Here is a 17,870-nt window from a genome sequence, read left to right on the forward strand (position 1 = left end):
AGTAATCGGGGCAGAACTGCTCTGCCCCGATCTATTTTACACCAATTTTTCAATTTCCACAATGAGCTTTTCGAAAGCATCCATCGCTTGTTCAATGGGCGCCGGACTGCTCATATCAACACCCGCGATTTTTAGCAGTTCAATGGGATAATTGCTTTCTCCAGTCTTCAAAAACTCGATGTAGGCATCTCTTGCGGGAGCTCCCTCTTTTAAAATCTTTCCGGAGATCGCTGAAGCAGCTGAGTAGCCGGTGGCATATTTATATACGTAGAAGGCCCTATAAAAATGAGGGATTCTTGCCCATTCCATGGCGATATACGGATCGTATGAGACGTTGTCGCCAAAGTACTTTTTGTTCAATTTGTCGTACTCTTTGCTGAGCCATTCCGCTGTTAGCACCTCACCCTTCTCTACCGCTTCATGGGTTAACTTCTCAAATTCCGCAAACATCGTCTGACGGAACAGGGTGGTTCTAAACTCCTCAATATGAAGGTTTAACAAGTATTTTCTCTCCTCCGTATCCTTGCAATTGTCAAGGAGGTGATGCATCAGCAGAGATTCATTTACGGTAGAAGCAACCTCTGCAGTGAAAATGGAATGTCCCCCGTACACGAAGGGCTGGTTCTGCCTGGTGTAATAGGAATGCATGGAGTGGCCCATCTCGTGAACCAAGGTAAATACATCCTTCAGCCTTCCGTTATAATTCATTAAAATATACGGCATACTGTCATAGCTTCCAAAGGAGTAAGCACCGCTGGTTTTGCCTTCATTTTCGTAGACATCAACCCAGCCTGCAGCGATTCCGTCATTCATCTTCTTCAGATAACCTTCTCCCAAAGGAGCCAGCCCTGCAGTCATCATCTCCAGCGCTTTCTCATAGGATACCTCCGCCTTGGGCATCTCCACCAGCGGTACATACATATCATACATGTGAACCTGGTCTACGCCAAGCATCTTTCTCCTGACTTCCACGTATCGGTGCAGCAGATCCAGCCTGCTGTTTACAGTATCGATCAAGTTGTCGTATACGGAAGCGGGAATATTATCACCGGACAAAGCGGCTTCTCTTGCAGAGTCATACTTTCTGATTCTGGCAGTGATGACATCAGTTTTTGTATTATAATTATAGGTAGTGGCAAGGGTATTTTTTAGGTTGTCATAAGCCTGATACATGTGCTCGTAGGCATCCTTTCGAACTCTTCTGCTGTGGGATTCCATAAAACCGATGTATCTTCCGTGGGTCACCTCGACTTCGTCACCGTCTTCGTCCATGATGGTGCCAAATTTGATATCGGCATTATTGAGCATACCGAAAATATCATTGGTGGCACCGGCGATCTCGCTCATTTGAGCCATGAGATTTTCCTCATCCTTGGAAAGGACATGTGCCTTCTCACGCAGCAGCTCGTTAATTACATGCTCATACAGTTTCAAACCTGGTTCTGCTTCAATGAAACCCTTCAGCTTTTCTTCGGGAATTTCGAGCAGCTCCGGTGTGAAGAAGGAAAGATATGAAGAGGTTTTTGCAATCAGCGATCCCGATTTGTCACTCATAGCCTGATATTTATTGATCCTGTTGTCCTCATCCTTCTTCATTCTCGAATAAACATATATTTTTTCCAGAATCAACCAGATATTATCTTTCTTCTGCAGTGCCTCCAGCAAGAGCTGCGGGCTCTCTCCCAGTCTGCCGGAATAAGCCACATAATCTTTAGCCTTATCTTCTACTGCTTTATAATCAACTTTCCATTGTTCCTCATCAGCGTACATCTCTTCAATCTTCCATTTGTACTTTGAATCGATCTGATCCCTAGTTTTCATTTCTTTTCCCATGCCAAAACTCCTTATCTTTTTTTGATTGGCAGGAATCCCTGCCGAAAGAGAATGTAGAAATCATCCAATTTCTCAATTCCCTCATTTCTCATTTTTTTATTTACATTTTATCCTTTATTCATTAATATTATTATAGCATCAGTGCAAACCATAGCTCTGGTTTGCTACACACCGCTACAATCCAATACATCCTTTATAAAATCTCCGATTTTATTTCATTTGCTGTATTGATGATATACTTATCATTATTATACCCAGAAAATGGTTTTACTTCAACAACGAAAGGACACTTAATTTTTATGGATAACCGACCAATAGGTTTTTTTGATTCAGGCTTAGGCGGGCTTACCTGCATACCGTATTTAATGAAGGCTCTGCCGAAAGAGAAAATCGTATATTTCGGGGACACCGCCCGAACTCCGTATGGCTCGAAAGCACCTTCCACCATTCGCCTTTTTTCCATGCAGATTGCAGACTTCCTGGTAAAAGAAAATGTGAAAATGATTGTAATTGCATGCAATACAGTAAGTTCAACCTGCTTGGAAGAGCTGCAGCAGAAATATCCCTCAATCCCCATTATAGGGATTATTGGACCTACCGCTGAGGTCATCGCAGAAACCTGCAGCAAGGAGGATGAAATCGGTATTATCGGGACAAAGGTTACGATCAAAAGCAAAGCCTACGAGAACTTAATCCACTGCCTGAATCCAGAGTTAAACTTATATGCAACACCCTGCCCTACGTTTGTCCCACTCATTGAAGAGGGTATCATACAACATGAAATTATGGATCTTTCCATTCAATATTATCTTGATCATTTTATTGCATATAATAAGATCAACACCTTGGTTTTAGGCTGTACCCATTATCCACTGATCAGGAAGAATATCGAGAAGATTTATCCCCAGCTTCGGATCATCAATCCCTCGGAAGAAATCATACCGCACATCATAGAACAGCTTGAAAAAAATGATCTCCTCTCCGACGAGCCGGTTTTTGACAATACTTTTTACGCCAGCGACTTGTCAGAGAACTTCGTAAATATGATTAATCGTATCTTTGAAAATTCAGAGTTCAAGGTGGCTTTTAAAAGCTTCGATCTTGATACCTACAAATGAGGTGATAAAAATGGATTATGACGAACTTATGGAACTACTCGAAATCGACTCACTAGACGAATTTGTAGATTTTGAGCATTTTGCTACTTTGGTTGAGTGTGACGAAGAGATTCCTTATGAATCTTTCTTTAAAATTTTTGCGGATATTGATTCGCAAACACTGGTGGAAATCACCGATACCTATTTTGAGGATATTCTACAGGGTATGCCCGATGACGGAATTGAAGTCTATACCCTTATGGATACTGTGAGACAAGCATTGATCGGCTTGGCCAAGAATTCAACAACCCGAGACGAACGTATCCCTTATGTGGACGAACTTTATAAGTTCAGAAACTGGTATATCTTTGACAGCATCGTTCACTTGAGGCGTCTTAAGGATAACGTCAAACGTGATGCCACAGTCAGCGAAGCAATGTCATTATATCGGCTGGAAAAGCTCAATGAAGATCAATACCGCTACGATTTCTCTGATAGTTTAGATTATGAAATCGATGAATATGCAATATCCTTTGATGCAGAACTTGATGAAGAATATGACGAAACCAACGAAGAAGATGAGGAACTGTACGAAGATGGCCTCATTGATAAGAAATTCCCTGTCATCGACGGTGAGTCCTATGATGAGGATGAGGACTATTGAGAAATAGTCCTCTCATGGTAAACGCTTGGCGTATGATAATGGCTTATCACAAGATAATGTAGTAATGATTCCTCCCGAAAAGCAATAGAATAGAATAGCCGAGCTATTGGCCAAACAACGCTTGGGCTAGATTTTACTGTTCTTCGGAGGCTCATATGAAATCAGGATCAATTGCAGAGGTCAGGACAGGCACCATGATCGTTAACGGATATGCAACCCAGAATATGACACAGGAACTGCTGAATTTCTGGGCAAAAGATTTGACCTACGTGACGTATTACAGCTATGGCTTCAATGCACAAGGTGATCTGATTCCACTAAGCGATGCAAATCTGCTGCAATATGCATATAACAGCGGTGTTGCCCCCCTGATGGCCTTAACTCCCTATAATGAATATGGTGAATACAGCTATGATCTGACCCGAATCATTTTTACCGATCCTAATGTCAGAGACCGGCTGATCAATAATGTCGTATTAAACGTATTGGGTAAAAAGTACTTTGGCATGGTATTTAATTTCGGCTACATCGCACCACAGGACCGGGAGCAGTTTGTGATAACTGTCTCAAAAACAACTGCCAGGCTCAATAGTGTAGCAGCTCTCGTTATGGTATCTCTAACACCAGGCTTATATGATGCTGGCATCGATTACACTGCGTTAAACAAGGCGGCTAACTTTCTTGAATTAAAAGCATTTCGACAGGCCTTTGGAAACGAAAGTCCTGGCCCACTCTCCTCCAGTGAAGGAATTTATAATTTTTTGGCTTTCAACAGAGTACTGGATCCTCGTAAAGTTTTACTTGGTATCTCAAATTACGGCTATGATTGGGCCGTCCCTTTTCCCGAAAGCTATCTGCCTGCGCAAATGTTATCCAATGACGATGCGGAACGGCAGGCACAGGAAATAGGTGCTGTGATTCAATATGACGATCGTTCAAAGGCACCATTTTACCTTTACCGCGATAACGCTGAAATCCAGCATATTGTCTGGTTCGAGAACGAAGCAAGCATCAGATCCAAGCTTCAGATTGTTGATGAATTCGATCTTGGCGGCATCAGTATTTGGACCATCATGGACCCTTTTCCTGCAGGAATCAAAGCCATCAGAGATTCAACCCCGGTGCTGAAAGTTAAGGTATGAAATGAAATTGATCTAGAAACTGAAAGGATAAATAATATGGAATTAATAATCAGACAAGCATTAGTTGAAGATCTGGAACGGCTCGATGAGATTGAACAGATCTGTTTTCCGCCTAAGGAAGCTGCTTCTCATGATACACTTGAATCCAGACTGAAGGTTTACGGCCGCAGCTTTCAGCTTGCAGAGCTTGACGGCAAGATCATCGGCTTTATTAATGGAAGCATCATCAATGATATGGTTATTCATGATGAGCATTACGGGGATACATCCTATCATGATGCGAATGGCGCGTATCAGAGTATTTTCGGGCTGTGTATGCTGCCTGAATACAGAAAAAGCGGTTATGCTTCTGCCCTTGTCAACGCATTGATCAATACTGCCGAAGATTCTGGAAGAAAAGGGCTTACACTCTGCTGCAAAGAAGAGAAAATTTCGTATTATGAAAAGCTCGGTTTTGTCAATCATGGCAAATCTGCCTCTGATCACGGGAGTGCAGTATGGTACAATATGATTCTTAAATTGAACGAAGGAACTCCATCTCCAGTGGATTAAGACTTTCGCTCTGCACCAATCCCTGGCACTGTTTCAAACAAAAAATCACCATCCCTTAGAAATGGTGATTTTTTTATCTTCTATTAATTAATACCGAGATATTTCTTTACGTATTCCACATCAGAGGGTGTATCAATATATAAAGTTCCTCTCTTTTGCCGGGTCTCTCTTCCCTTGCCCGTAACCAATACGATGGTATTGTCATCTGCATTGACAATGGCTTCTCTGATCGCCTCTTCCCGGTCTGGAATGATTGCGTAGCTGCATTCCTGCTTCTCTACATGCTGGGCAATCTCTTCACAAATTTTCAACAAGGGTTCCTCTCCTGCATCCTCTTCTGTGATATAGACCTGATCAGAATATCTTCCCGCAATTTCTCCCAGCTCCTGCCTGCGTCTCACTGCCTTTTTCCCCGGACAGCCGAACACGATGGTAATCTTCTTATCCGGATACTCTTTTCTGGTGGATTGGAAGAGCGTTTCAAAACTCATTTTATTGTGAGCATAGTCCACGATGACCTGAACCTTCTTCTTCTTTCCTGTATAGACTTCCATTCTGCCACTCACTCTGGCCTTTTTGAGACCAGCCGCAACAAAGCTCATGGGGATTCCCAGACAATAGGAAATAGAAATAGCAGCCAGCGCATTTTGTACGTTGAATAAACCAGCCATGGTGATTTTAAATTCTTTTTCAAAGTCCTTTTCCAGGTTCTTCGTTCTCACCTTAAAGCTGATGTTCTTGCCCGCCTTTATAATATCGTAACCAAAAATGTCTGCTCGTTCATCAAGGCCGAAGGTAACCACGTTAGGGCAAGCTTTGGACGCTTCCAGGATTCTGTCGATTTGGTCGCTGTTGATGTTGATGCACGCATTTTCACACTGGGCGAAAAGCCTAAGCTTGGATTCCAGATAGTCCTCAAAGCTGCTGTGCTCCACATCACTGATATGATCTTCACCAATATTCAGGAAGCAGCCTACAGTAAAGTTAACACCCAAAGTACGGTCATATTTCAATGCCTGACTGGAGACCTCCATGCTAAGATACTCTATGCCGCTGCTCGCCGCATTGAAAAAGTGCTTGTGAAGCTCCATCGCCTCCGGTGTGGTTAAATGAGATTCTTCGTTGATGATCCCATCGTAATTATCAATGCCGGAAATAATTGCGCTCAGCGGTTTCTTTTTTTCTCTCAGATACTCATCCATGATAAATTTCATAAAATAAGCGGTTGTGGACTTTCCTTTTGTGCCTGTGATTCCTACGATGTTCAGGTCTCTCCAGATCTGGTTATAATAATAATCAGCAAGGAGGGCCATGGTCTTACGGATATCATTAACAATGATGCACGAAACCCCGCCCCCAGGAAGTTCACCATCAGAAAGCTCATATCTTGTCTCGCTGATATAGCATACCGCCCCATCTCTGATGGCAGCCTTCAGATATTCCGCAGAAAAGTGGCTGCCCTTACACACGAATAGTGTATTCTTCTTGATATCTTTTGAATTAAATGAAATATACTGAATCGGCCATTCTTTGTGACCATCTTTGATCTCGCAATGCTTTACCAGCTGATGCTTGTCCAGCAATTGATAGTACTCTATCATGCTATGCTTTGTATCATCCATCATTTTTCAACCTTCCTTTATATTACCGCCGCAGGACAAAATTGACTGCTCCGTCAAAATATCCATGGCATCTATGTAGTATGGCGGCAGCTTATATTGCTCTTTGAAACAGGATAGCTCGGTGCACGCCAGGATAGCGGCATCACAACCTTTATTTTTAAGGTCCTCCTGAATCATCAGAAAATCAGCAAAGTCGATTTCTCCTCCGTTTTTAATTCCGTCATAAATTAATTTCATCACAAGCCTTTGTGACATCTCGTCAGGCACAACAGGGACGAGCCCTACTTTTTGGAGTTCCTGCTGATATAAACCGGTATTGATGGTGCCGTCAGTGGCCAAAATACCGACCTTTCCCTCCTGTTGAGGAAACTGTCTGGCAAGATATGCAGCAGTTTCTCTAATCATATGAATGATCGGTACCGATATTTCTTCTTGCAGTCGATCAGCCAGCACATGGGAAGTATTGCAGGGAATTGCAATCACCCCTGCGCCGTTTGCTTCCAGTGACATTGCATCCTTACGCAGCATCTGGAACAATTCTTCCGTCCTGCCTTCCAGAATAGCTTTCGTCCGATCCGGCATCGTTGCATGACTGAGAATCAGCATATCCAAATGCTCTTGGTCGCAGTGAGCATCGGTTTTTTCAATAATCATTTTATAAAAAAGCTGTGTTGCAAGAGGCCCCATGCCCCCTAAAACGCCCAGTACCTTTTTCTCTTTGATCCCCATGATTCCAGTCCCCCAGTTATTTCTGCTTTCCAAGATACTTCCTGTACTTATAATAATGTCCCAATTGAGACTTATATAATCTCAATCTTCTCATAAAGCCAGCATCCGCAGAATAGAACAGAGGATTCACAACCTTTCCTTCCCGGATCAGCTGTCTCATGGCTATTTTATACTCTTCCGGCTGGATATATCGGAATGCGACTCCCTTGGGAACTACCATCCAAAGGGATTTCTCCGTAATAATCTTTGTTTCCACAGGATGCTTCAGAATATAATCCTCTACCAGATACTTTGCAATATTCTGACCTGCTCCAGTGACGTAGTAGTTGCTTCTCCCCTGCCGTGTATTAATTTCAAAGGCTTTATACTTACCGTCACGCAGATCGTACTTAATGTCAAAATTGGAGAAACCAATGTAGTGCATTTCCTCCAATAATTTTTTAAAGCCAGCAGCCAGCTCTTCGTTGTGCTCCGTTATAATCACCGCATGGTTGCCGATCCCGTGCGGTGTATGCTCCTCAAGGAGAACATGTCCAAGAGACATCAAGCGAACCTGTCCATTGCGGTCGGAATAATTGGTCAGTACACGCATATAAGTGTCATCTCCGGGAATAAAATCCTGGATGATGATGGAATCGTTATAACCCGACTTGTAAATATCATCTAATATTCCATTGAGTTCTTTCAGATCATCCGCTTTGTAAACCTTCTTCTGGGTCGGGAACGGATAACGCCAGTACTCAATTCCGTTTGCAGGCTTCACAATAAAAGGCGCCTCAAAAGGCAGCTCAAACTGATGCCCCAGCTCCTTTTTATGAACAAAGGTATTGGGATAATCCACCCCCGCCTCTTCGCACATCTCATAGAACTTTTCTTTATGAATTAAATTGTTCATCATATCGATGTCAATGTAAGGTGCGATCACATTCCCAGGGAACTTGTCCTTATTCTGACTGAGCAGCTGTACGTAGCTGTCACCGCAGCCAATTGCAAGGATTTTCTGCTCCTTGTGTGCCTCTGCAAACTCCTTTACGACAGAAAGAAACGTTTCCTGCCTGTCGATCTTTGGATTGGCGGTATAATGCATGATCTTGCTGTCATGGCATGGACCGGTGCTGTATTTTCCGTATACGTAAGCCTTTATATCATATTGCTCATGGAATGCCCTGGCAACACTGTAAACATTAATATCTCCTGCGAACAGAAGTGGGATAAAATTCTGACTCATCTGCAGCTCCTTCGTTCTTAATCGATCTAAAATCTGATCTTCAGATCCTGCTTATTATACTACTTTTCCCTTTTTTTATCAATGTTATAATCGGATATATGTTGGGATGTATGTTATCCGTCAGCTACAATTCGCGGCCGATTAGGCCATAAGAGCTGTAGGCCGCAGCTTTACCCTCAAATGTGAAAAAGGGACAGCAGATTTCGATTTCTTTATCACCAGCGGCTTTTTTTCAGCATATCATGAAAGGTAAAGCTTTGGAAAGGGAGATGTATATGGCGGGAATCGAAAGACATATGTATCCAGGAAACAATACACCAGAAGGCTTCTTCTCTTATTATCAATACATATTAGGCCAGGACGAAGCGGATAAAATCATCTGCATCAAAGGCGGCCCCGGTGTGGGCAAATCAACATTTATGAGAAAGATCGGTGAGGCAATGCTAAAAGAAGGTCATGATGTTGACTTCATGCATTGCTCTTCAGATAACAGCTCTCTGGACGGTATTGTCTTGAGAGATAAAAAAATTGCCATGATTGACGGAACTGCTCCCCACATCGTAGACCCGCTGAATCCAGGAGCAGTTGATTCCATCATTCATTTGGGCGATTACTGGGATGAAGAGGGTATCAGGAAAAATAGAGAAGCGCTCATCAAAAACAACGAGAGAGTACGGACCATCTTTGGCAGAGCCTATAATTATCTGGCAGCCGCCGGAAAAATGTACGACAACCTCAGCAGCATCTATGAATCCGCAATCAAGCATGAAGAACTCTACAAAATAACAGCAAAAATAATCGGTGATGAACTGGCACATAAGGAAATCAGTTCCAAGCAGGGCGATATCAAGAAATATTTCGCTAGCGCAATTACCCCCAAAGGCTTTGAGCATTACCTTGACTCTTTGCTGAAGGGCTACCGAAAGGTTTACTTAATTCAGGCTCCCGTGGGAGTGAGCAGTGAAAAAATCCTGAATTTGTTTCTGGAAGGGTCTGCTTACCGAGGATTTCAAGTAGAAGGATACTACTGCCCCATGAAGCCCTCAACAAAATTGGAGCATCTCCTGATTCCTGATCTGGGCATCGCCTTCGTAACCTCCAATCAATACCATTCGATCAAAGAAACAGATCTGAATGCAAAGGTGATCCCTATCAATTTAGCCGATATCATCAGGTATGATGTGATCAAATATCAGGATATGATTCTGGAAGACAGTAAGATGCAGATGGAAAAGCTGCTGGAAAAGGCAGTTTTTTGTCTCGGTCAGGCAAAGAAAGAACATGACGAACTGGAAAAATACTATGTTCCCAATATGGATTTCATGAAGATAGACGCCTTGAGACAGCAGCTTACTCAAAAGTTCAGTCAACGCTAATTCATCTCTCCCTGACATACAAAAGAATGCACCTGCAGAGCCTTTTACAAGGCATCTGCAGGTGCATTCTTTTTGTGTATCTTGGCTGTATCTCTTACTTCTATTTTTTTGATATCCTTAAAAATTGCGCTATTCTCTTCGATCTTGTTGGTCCATTTCATTAGCTTTATCAGCATCTACGGAAGAAGTCTCCGGAGTCCGATACACGGTAATGGGATCGACAAAGTCTTTCGTATCCTTATCTGTACTGTTGTATTCTTCCTGCCAGCCATCCAGCCTGCTAACCGAACGAAGATTTCCTTTTGCAATATCATAAAATGCAACAATTGTTACTTCCATATATGGCATTAGCCACAGGTAACCAATTCCAAGGGTGAAAGCGCTCAGGATTGCCCAACCCAGGAAGGAAAGATACAAGCAGAATAACTTCCATTTGTTGCCCCGCATCAGTCGCTTGCTCTCGTTCAATGCCTCCATGATTCCCATTTCAGGATGATCCGCAAGGATATAAAAGCTCATGCTGTAACGCAGCGCAGCAATAATACCAGGTATAAACAACAGCAGCATCCATAAAACAATGAAGATTGACATGACGATATATAGGCCAAAGGCTTTGCCAAAGCGCTCAAAACCATAGAACACTTCTGCGGGAGATGTCTCTCTTCTGCGAAACAGCGAAATCGCAAACATTGCGTAACCAAGAGTCAGGGGCCCGCTAATTAGTATGCTATATATGTTTGCTATCGTCGTTGGCTCAAAATCTCCAAATACTCCATTCAGAATGAAAACCGGCAGAAGCGCAAGAACCATATATAATAACGTTCCCAAAGCACCCAATCCCCATTTTCCTGTGAGGGAATCTCTTCCTAATGCTCTTAAGTTTCGGCAGCTTTCAGTTATAATGATATTCTGATCCATTTTATATCCCTCTTTTCTTTCTCTTTGCATAGGCAACAAAGCATCATACACTTCATCCGTATCAATTCTTCATTCCTACAAGCTTTCATACACAATTATTATATTATATTACTTTGATGTTAGAATGCAAGAATTTGTTAAATCGAAGCGGTTCATCGAAACCCTGTTATAGAATATCTTGATTTGCTTATTACACCATTTTGGTGTATACTAATTATTACTATTATGTTATTTAACCGGTATTCATACGGCTCATCCTTATGAAAATACCGGCTCTATCGATACAAATTGGATAAGTTTAAGGAGGTCCTTATGAAATATACGTTATCAATCAACATCAGTAATAGAAAACACCCTATAATTATTGAGAGCGGATTATTTCAGACCATTGGCAATCGGCTCGGGGAGCATTTTGCCGGGAAAAAAATTGCTCTGATCACAGATGAAACGATTATAAATGTTTACGGAAACTTTATAAGAAAGCAGCTGGATGCATCTCAATGCCAATGGGACATTATTGTACTGCCCGAAGGAGATGAAAACAAATCCTTTGAATCCCTTTCGATTATTTATAAAAGACTGGTGGATTTTCAGCTAACTAGAGACGATGTGATTGTCGCGCTGGGCGGCGGAGTCACTGGAGATCTTTCGGGTTTTGCCGCCGCAACATTCCTTCGCGGCGTAAATTTTGTTCAGATTCCTACAACGCTCATCGGACAAGTTGACAGCAGCTTCGGTGGCAAAAATGCAGTCAATATACCGGAAGGGAAAAACCTGGTTGGCACATTTTATCAGCCATCCTATGTATTTATCGATCCTGATTTTATTAAGACACTGTCTGACTTTCATATGGCAAACGGTATGGCTGAAATTATTAAATATGCCTGTATTGCCGATGCAGATTTATTCCAGGATCTCATAAGAATGAATAACCATCGCAATGCAGAATTGATCGAGTCAGTCATTTATCGTTGTTGCCTGATTAAGAAGCAGCTCATCGAGCAGGATGAAAAGGAACAGGGTGTTCGTATGCTGACCAATTTCGGGCATACACTTGGTCATGCCATTGAAAACCTATATGGACGTGCCTACGGTCACGGTCAGGCTGTGGCCATAGGAATGCAGACGATCACAGAGCATAGCGAAAGACGAGGCTTGTCCGGAATCAACACTTCCGCGATGCTGAGGGAAGTACTCACGGTTTATGGTCTTCCTGTCGAGCTCCCCTCCGGAACCGACAAAGATATTCTAGCGGAAGCCGTAATGAAGGATAAAAAGCGACGGGGTAATAAAATCAATCTGGTATTGATTGATAAGATCGGGAAAGGCTATCTTTATCCAATTGAACAAACTGAATTCAGAAGTTTTATTGATTAAACCATTCATCGAGATAATATATTTAGCAATGGAGGACAATGCTATGCTGAAACTGGGTCTTGTGGGAGAAAAGCTGTCACACAGCCGATCTCCTGAGATACATGCGAAGATCATGAAGCAGAAAGGAATTGAAGGTGTTTATGAACTTCTGGAATTTCCCAAAGACTCTTTCGTAGAAGACTTTAATGCGCTTAAGGAGTCCGGTTTTCGCGGTGTTAATGTTACAATACCGTACAAGGAAGCGGTGCTGCCTTTACTGGACGAAATCTCGCAGCAGTCAAAGTATATTGGCGCAGTGAATACAGTCCTGTTCCAAAATGGCAAGGCCAAAGGTTTCAATACGGATTACGACGGTTTCATTTCCTTACTTGACCACAATAAGGTGGCTGTAAAAGGCAAGTCCGCCATAGTACTAGGTTCAGGAGGTTCAGCAAAAGCAGTTGTAAAAGCCCTGCTTGATCTGGGAATTTATGATTTAACCATCGTAAGCAGAGGAAAGCAAAACTTCCATGGAAATTACACCATATCCTACGAATTCTTCAAAGAGGCAAAAATCAAAAGCAATCTTTTAATTAATTGTACCCCCGTGGGGATGTACCCCAATGAGGACGCCTCTCCTGTGGCAAGGCAGGAGATTCAGGCGGATACCGTAATCGATATGATCTATAATCCAGAGAAAACTCTTCTTCTGAAAACAGCCGAGGAGCTGGGTTTGAAAGCAGTCAACGGCAGCTATATGCTGCTTCAGCAGGCTGCAAAAGCACAGGAGATTTGGGCAGAGAACCTTCCTTTTTGAAAAATAAAAGCCGCACTTATTCATACTGTAATTCAAAACACCTTCCGTCGCCGGAAGGTGTTTCTTTTTCGCGAGCTGCAAAACTGCAGATGTTGTTGCTTTCTATTTGTATTAATACAGGTTTGCAAAGATTTCTCTGATTTCTTCGTCAGAGAGGAATACATAGTTATTGGCGAGCAGTCTCTGCTGATTTGCTACAGTGGACTTTGTGAACTCATCAATCTGCTCTTCCGTCATTCCATATTCTCTCAAAGGCTTCTTCATGATCAGCTTGTTCAGGAAGGTTTCCAATTCGCCGTATACATCTCCCGCAGGATCAACACCCAGAGCGTCCGCAAAGATTTTTGTTGCTGATACGATTTTTCCGGTCGGGTTCTTTCTTGTATACATTTTGAAAACTTCGGTAAAGAACTGATAGTTCGCTTCACCGTGAGGTACGTGGAATGCTCCTCCAATGGAGTAAGAAAGCGCATGCACAGCTGCACAGCCTGCATTGCCAAATGCAATTCCCGCATAGTTGGATGCTAGGACGAATTCCTTCAAATACTTCATTCTTTCCTCTTCGCCCTTTTCAACGATCTCCTTGTAGCCGTCCATGATCATTTTAATGGCTTCCAGAGAATACATTTCTGTAAATGGTGATGCTTTGGGAGACAGGTAAGATTCGATGGCGTGGATTAATGCGTCCACAGAACTTGTTACAAAGAACTTATAGGGCAGTCCCTTGACAGTCTCCGGAACAAGTACGGCGATATCTGCATAGGTTTCATCCACTGCGATTCCTTTTTTGGTATGTAAAGATTTTAATTCAGCGATGGCAACGTTGGTAACTTCGCTTCCGGTTCCGCAGGTTGTGGGAACAACAACAAGTTCTTTCACCTTTTTGGGAGCGACAGCGCCGGTGAAAAGATCAATGGATTTTTCAGGAACATCCAATGCTAATATTTTGCAAATGTCAACGATGGTACCGCCTCCGAATGCGACGATTCTTTTAAAATCATACTTTTTCATTTCCACTGCGATAGCATCGATCATTTCGTCAGACGGCTCACCTGCTCCGAACTTTTCCTGGAAGATCACATTTGTTTCAATGCCAAGGGGCTTCATATACGGCGTATACAACCATTCATTTGTTAGAACCAGATCGTCCTTGCCTACCTTAAATTCGTCGTTAAATTCTTTGAAAGTATCGAAATAGAATACTTTTGGAACTACTCTTAACGCTTGCATTTTAAATCCTCCTTATATTTTGGGCAACCAACCCTATTTTAAAATTTAGCGCAGAACCGCTTTTCAAATTCCTCTTTCAGTTGTTCTCTGAAATCCGGATGCGCAATGTTGATCAGATTTCTTGCTCTCTGCTTCAGTGTTTTTCCCTTAAGCTCAGCGATTCCATACTCGGTGACAATATAATCCACATCGTTTCTTGAGGTCGTAACCGCAGCTCCATGATCAATGAAGGGCGTGATCTTGGATACCATGCTGCCATCTTTCTTTGTGGCAACGGAAGGCATTGCAATGATTGCCTTTCCCTTACCGTCAAGGGACATAGCGGCACCTCTAACAAAGTCAACCTGTCCGCCGACTCCGCTGAACTGTCTTGTTCCGATACTATCGGATACCACCTGACCCATGAAATCAACCGCAAGACAGGAGTTGATGCACACCATATTTGTATTCTGGGCGACGACGCAAGGATTGTTGACATAGTCAACTGTACGCATTTCCACCGCTGGATTTTCTTTTGCGAAATCATACAGCCTCTTGGACCCCATTAAAAAGGTTACGATCATCTTGTCTCTGTTCAGGCCTTTCTTGGAGTTGTTGATCACTCCTGCTTCAAACAAATCCACCACGCCGTCAGAAATCATTTCAGAGTGAATTCCAAGATCCTTCTTATCCTTCAGTGACTGAAGGACTGCATCAGGAATCGCTCCGATTCCAAGCTGCAGCGTAGAACCATCATCAACCAGCTCCGCACAGTTTTTACCGATGGCCAGTTCAACCTCGCCGATCTTAGGAAGTCCCAGTTCAAAAAGAGGATGTGAGTTTTCTACAAATTTATCAATTTTGCTTACATGGACAAACGTGTCACCAAAGACCACAGGAACCTGATCGTTCACTTCCGCAAGGACGATCTTCGCGGATTCGATTCCCTGCATGGTGTAATCAGAGGATACGCCCACACAGCAATAGCCGTGCTCATCCGGCGGAGATACCATTACCATAAATACATCGATCTCAAAGATTCCTTTTCTTATGTAATTCGGAACTTCATGGAAAAATACCGGTGTAAAATCACCGTGTCCCTGTGCAATGGAATCTCTTGTGGATGGGCTTGTAAACCAACCGTTAAAGCGGAAGTGCTCCTTCAGCTCCGGTTTTGAGTAAGCACCCTTTCCAAGGGTAACCATATGACACACTTCCACGTCTTTGTAAGCTGCAGCGTTGGCTACCATGGCATCTACGAGAATTGCCGGTTCCGCAACAGCATGGGCAAATGCAACACGATCTCCGGATTTAATGCTTTGTACTGCATCCTCTGCTGTGCAGATTCTACTGTAGTATAATTCTTTCCAACTCAAATGTTATTCCCCCATTTCTTTATATTGTTTATAATAGTATCAACATGTTCCTGATCCCACATGCGGATCGAATCGCCTTTCACTTTGTACTGAGTAGCGGAAGCACAGCAATTGGTGCACCCGCCGATAATCAGTAGTCGGTCATATTCTCTGCCCTCTTCGGCAACCACGAACTCAGCGAGCTCTTGTGTAGCGCTGCGAATCGCTTCCAGCGCTTTTCCACGGTCATATCTGGGATTGCAGCCCCCGCAGAATTTAACTCCGATCAGCATGTACCTTATAACTCCTTCGACTTGTTTTTATGAAAGCACGGAATGAATCGATGCTTCCCGCAATAAGCTCTGATTCAATGAAGTGTGCGCCGATTCCCTAATACCATAGAACCGCCGAAATAGCTCCCGACGGTTCTGATTAGTCTTTTGCAATCGATCTTGCGAACGATTATTCCTTAATGCCTGCGATAACCTTAGCAAGCTCTTTCTTCTGATTGATATTTCCCTGACGGGCAATCATGATTCTCTGGGCCTGAGGAGATCCTGCACCGTGCAGTGACTCTGTTCTATAGCCTACTGCAGAAGATCCAAGGCAAATGTTTTCAAGGAATCTCAAAATTCTCATTCTATTTTCAGTGGATACTCCAGGAGCAGCAGCGAAGAACTTATTGCACCATTCTCCGATGGTCTTTCCCGATTGTCCAACTTCTAAATCGGATTTGAAATCCTTCTGCGAAGGCATGGTTACCATCAGTCCACCGGCGATATCTTCAGCAAGTCTGACGATTTCGTAAGGGAATCTGGTTACGTTTTGCTTACATACGTTTGCCAGCAGCAGATCGATCTGATAATTTCCTGCCTGTGTCGGATAACCTTCAGCGGAACATGCGATACCACAGCAGTATAATGTCTCATTGAGATGCGTCATTTCGATGAGTTTATCCTTAATGTGAGAAGCCTTTTGTGCTCCGTTATAATCAGCAGCAAGAGCAGCAGCACCGATGATAACATCACCTACACCAACTTTACAACCGCCGTAGGATTGTCTGTGGTAGCCAGCAAATCTCTCAACCAGCATACCTGCGAAATCATACTCCTGACAGAGGAAAATTCTATCATTTGGGATAAATACGTTATCAAATACAACCAGTGCTTCCTGTCCGCCGAATTTCTTGTTTCCAAGATCTACATCAGCATTCTCTTCCATTTTTCTTGTATCGCAGGACTGTCTTCCATAAATCATGAAAAGGCCAGGTACGTCGGACTGGATTGCGAAAGAAACCGCATAATCCTTATCCGCTTCTGTCATCGCGATCGTAGGCATAATCAGATGTTCATGAGAATTGATGGAACCAGTCTGGTGAACTTTTGCTCCTGTTACGATGATTCCGTCTTCTCTTTTCTCAACGATACGCAGGAATAGATCGGGATCAGCCTGCTGGCTTGGAGCCAGTCCTCTGTCGCCTTTTGGATCTGTCATTGCGCCATCAACAGTCAGGTCATTTTCCTGTACGTATTCAACATATTTCTTGAATCTTTCATGATATTCGGTACCATACTTTTTATCAATTTCGAAGGTAGTGGAATAAACAGCATTGAAAGCATCCATTCCAACGCATCTTTGGAAACAAGAAGCAGTCTTCTGTCCCAGCAGTCTCTGCATTTTCACCTTCTTTACAAGGTCGCCAGTGCTCTGGTGCAGATGGGCAAAACGGTTAACGGTCTTTCCGGTAAGATTTGATGTTGCTGTCATCAGATCTGAATACTGGGGGTCATGAGCAAGCTCATAGGTCATTGCCAGACATTCGATGGAAGGTCTGATCATTGGATGATCTACCCAATCTTTCACTTCTTCTCCGAACAGGTACACCTTTGTGTTCAATTTCCGTAGGCTCTCAATATACTGAGCTCCATTCATTAATGCCATAATACAACCACTCCTTACATGTGAAATATTG

General features: G+C 43.0%; 16 protein-coding genes. 7 read left to right on the plus strand and 9 right to left on the minus strand.

Annotated features, from left to right (window positions below; all coding sequences use genetic code 11):
* Positions 1-36: 36 nt before the first annotated feature.
* Positions 37-1,833, minus strand: coding sequence for an oligoendopeptidase F (pepF, locus tag FRZ06_07010; GenBank protein ID QOX63109.1), 1,797 nt, complete (start codon positions 1,831-1,833; stop codon positions 37-39).
* Between the two features lie 299 nt (positions 1,834-2,132).
* Between pepF and FRZ06_07015 the strand changes: the two genes are divergently transcribed.
* From FRZ06_07015 to FRZ06_07030, 4 genes are all read left to right on the plus strand, one after another.
* Positions 2,133-2,951: a glutamate racemase gene (locus tag FRZ06_07015; protein QOX63110.1), complete on the plus strand. Its 819-nt coding sequence runs from the start codon at positions 2,133-2,135 to the stop codon at positions 2,949-2,951.
* A 10-nt stretch (positions 2,952-2,961) separates the two neighbouring features.
* On the plus strand, positions 2,962-3,594 hold the full coding sequence (locus FRZ06_07020) for a hypothetical protein (protein QOX63111.1): 633 nt from the start codon (positions 2,962-2,964) through the stop codon (positions 3,592-3,594).
* A 155-nt stretch (positions 3,595-3,749) separates the two neighbouring features.
* Positions 3,750-4,736 carry a hypothetical protein gene (locus tag FRZ06_07025; protein QOX63112.1) on the plus strand — a complete coding sequence of 329 codons (987 nt, stop codon included), beginning with the start codon at positions 3,750-3,752 and terminating at the stop codon, positions 4,734-4,736.
* 36 nt (positions 4,737-4,772) lie between these two features.
* The gene (locus FRZ06_07030; protein ID QOX63113.1) at positions 4,773-5,288 is read left to right on the plus strand and encodes a GNAT family N-acetyltransferase; all 516 of its coding nucleotides are present in this window, start codon (positions 4,773-4,775) and stop codon (positions 5,286-5,288) included.
* Positions 5,289-5,371: 83 nt separating this feature from the next.
* On the opposite strand, the gene FRZ06_07035 is transcribed toward FRZ06_07030, so the two are convergent.
* From FRZ06_07035 to FRZ06_07045, 3 genes are read right to left on the minus strand one after another with little or no spacing between them, the layout of a single operon-like run.
* Entirely contained in the window at positions 5,372-6,913 is a 1,542-nt protein-coding gene (locus FRZ06_07035; GenBank protein QOX63114.1) for a UDP-N-acetylmuramoyl-L-alanyl-D-glutamate--2,6-diaminopimelate ligase, read from the minus strand.
* A gap of 3 nt (positions 6,914-6,916) precedes the next feature.
* The gene (locus FRZ06_07040; GenBank protein ID QOX65866.1) at positions 6,917-7,639 is read right to left on the minus strand and encodes an aspartate/glutamate racemase family protein; all 723 of its coding nucleotides are present in this window, start codon (positions 7,637-7,639) and stop codon (positions 6,917-6,919) included.
* A gap of 16 nt (positions 7,640-7,655) precedes the next feature.
* Positions 7,656-8,867 (minus strand): ATP-grasp domain-containing protein, encoded by a 1,212-nt coding sequence (locus FRZ06_07045; GenBank protein ID QOX63115.1) that lies wholly within the window; start codon positions 8,865-8,867, stop codon positions 7,656-7,658.
* A gap of 275 nt (positions 8,868-9,142) precedes the next feature.
* Here FRZ06_07045 and FRZ06_07050 point away from each other — a divergent pair, with 275 nt between their 5' ends.
* On the plus strand, positions 9,143-10,243 hold the full coding sequence (locus tag FRZ06_07050) for an ATPase (protein ID QOX63116.1): 1,101 nt from the start codon (positions 9,143-9,145) through the stop codon (positions 10,241-10,243).
* 129 nt (positions 10,244-10,372) lie between these two features.
* Here FRZ06_07050 and FRZ06_07055 read toward each other — a convergent pair whose 3' ends face one another.
* A complete protein-coding gene (locus tag FRZ06_07055; GenBank protein ID QOX63117.1) occupies positions 10,373-11,161 on the minus strand; it encodes a DUF975 family protein in 789 nt (262 codons plus the stop codon).
* A 312-nt stretch (positions 11,162-11,473) separates the two neighbouring features.
* Here FRZ06_07055 and aroB point away from each other — a divergent pair, with 312 nt between their 5' ends.
* On the plus strand, positions 11,474-12,538 hold the full coding sequence (aroB, locus tag FRZ06_07060) for a 3-dehydroquinate synthase (GenBank protein ID QOX63118.1): 1,065 nt from the start codon (positions 11,474-11,476) through the stop codon (positions 12,536-12,538).
* The gene (aroE, locus tag FRZ06_07065; GenBank protein ID QOX63119.1) at positions 12,531-13,334 is read left to right on the plus strand and encodes a shikimate dehydrogenase; all 804 of its coding nucleotides are present in this window, start codon (positions 12,531-12,533) and stop codon (positions 13,332-13,334) included. The genes aroB and aroE overlap by 8 nt, the downstream gene beginning before the upstream one ends.
* Positions 13,335-13,445: 111 nt before the next feature.
* On the opposite strand, the gene FRZ06_07070 is transcribed toward aroE, so the two are convergent.
* The 4 genes from FRZ06_07070 to FRZ06_07085 form a co-directional block, all read right to left on the minus strand.
* On the minus strand, positions 13,446-14,564 hold the full coding sequence (locus FRZ06_07070; protein ID QOX63120.1) for a 4-hydroxybutyrate dehydrogenase: 1,119 nt from the start codon (positions 14,562-14,564) through the stop codon (positions 13,446-13,448).
* Between the two features lie 38 nt (positions 14,565-14,602).
* Complete coding sequence (locus FRZ06_07075; protein QOX63121.1) at positions 14,603-15,919, minus strand: acetyl-CoA hydrolase/transferase family protein; 1,317 nt, start codon at positions 15,917-15,919, stop codon at positions 14,603-14,605.
* The gene (locus FRZ06_07080) at positions 15,916-16,191 is read right to left on the minus strand and encodes a hypothetical protein (GenBank protein ID QOX63122.1); all 276 of its coding nucleotides are present in this window, start codon (positions 16,189-16,191) and stop codon (positions 15,916-15,918) included. Before FRZ06_07080 ends, FRZ06_07075 begins: the two co-directional genes overlap by 4 nt.
* 169 nt (positions 16,192-16,360) lie before the next feature.
* On the minus strand, positions 16,361-17,839 hold the full coding sequence (locus FRZ06_07085; GenBank protein QOX63123.1) for a 4-hydroxybutyryl-CoA dehydratase: 1,479 nt from the start codon (positions 17,837-17,839) through the stop codon (positions 16,361-16,363).
* Positions 17,840-17,870: the final 31 nt, after the last annotated feature.

This window comes from Clostridiales bacterium, from assembly GCA_015243575.1.
GTDB lineage: Bacteria > Bacillota > Clostridia > Peptostreptococcales > Anaerovoracaceae > Anoxybacterium > Anoxybacterium hadale.

Excerpts from the sequence above, each read along its gene's own strand:
- pepF (QOX63109.1), bottom strand. The coding sequence starts at position 1,833 with ATGGGAAAAGAAATGAAAACTAGGGATCAGATCGATTCAAAGTACAAA.
- FRZ06_07055 (QOX63117.1), bottom strand. The coding sequence starts at position 11,161 with ATGGATCAGAATATCATTATAACTGAAAGCTGCCGAAACTTAAGAGCA.
- FRZ06_07015 (QOX63110.1), top strand. The coding sequence starts at position 2,133 with ATGGATAACCGACCAATAGGTTTTTTTGATTCAGGCTTAGGCGGGCTT.
- FRZ06_07040 (QOX65866.1), bottom strand. The coding sequence starts at position 7,639 with ATGGGGATCAAAGAGAAAAAGGTACTGGGCGTTTTAGGGGGCATGGGG.
- aroB (QOX63118.1), top strand. The coding sequence starts at position 11,474 with ATGAAATATACGTTATCAATCAACATCAGTAATAGAAAACACCCTATA.
- FRZ06_07030 (QOX63113.1), top strand. The coding sequence starts at position 4,773 with ATGGAATTAATAATCAGACAAGCATTAGTTGAAGATCTGGAACGGCTC.
- FRZ06_07045 (QOX63115.1), bottom strand. The coding sequence starts at position 8,867 with ATGAGTCAGAATTTTATCCCACTTCTGTTCGCAGGAGATATTAATGTT.
- FRZ06_07025 (QOX63112.1), top strand. The coding sequence starts at position 3,750 with ATGAAATCAGGATCAATTGCAGAGGTCAGGACAGGCACCATGATCGTT.
- FRZ06_07085 (QOX63123.1), bottom strand. The coding sequence starts at position 17,839 with ATGGCATTAATGAATGGAGCTCAGTATATTGAGAGCCTACGGAAATTG.
- FRZ06_07035 (QOX63114.1), bottom strand. The coding sequence starts at position 6,913 with ATGATGGATGATACAAAGCATAGCATGATAGAGTACTATCAATTGCTG.
- FRZ06_07080 (QOX63122.1), bottom strand. The coding sequence starts at position 16,191 with ATGCTGATCGGAGTTAAATTCTGCGGGGGCTGCAATCCCAGATATGAC.
- FRZ06_07020 (QOX63111.1), top strand. The coding sequence starts at position 2,962 with ATGGATTATGACGAACTTATGGAACTACTCGAAATCGACTCACTAGAC.
- FRZ06_07070 (QOX63120.1), bottom strand. The coding sequence starts at position 14,564 with ATGCAAGCGTTAAGAGTAGTTCCAAAAGTATTCTATTTCGATACTTTC.
- FRZ06_07050 (QOX63116.1), top strand. The coding sequence starts at position 9,143 with ATGGCGGGAATCGAAAGACATATGTATCCAGGAAACAATACACCAGAA.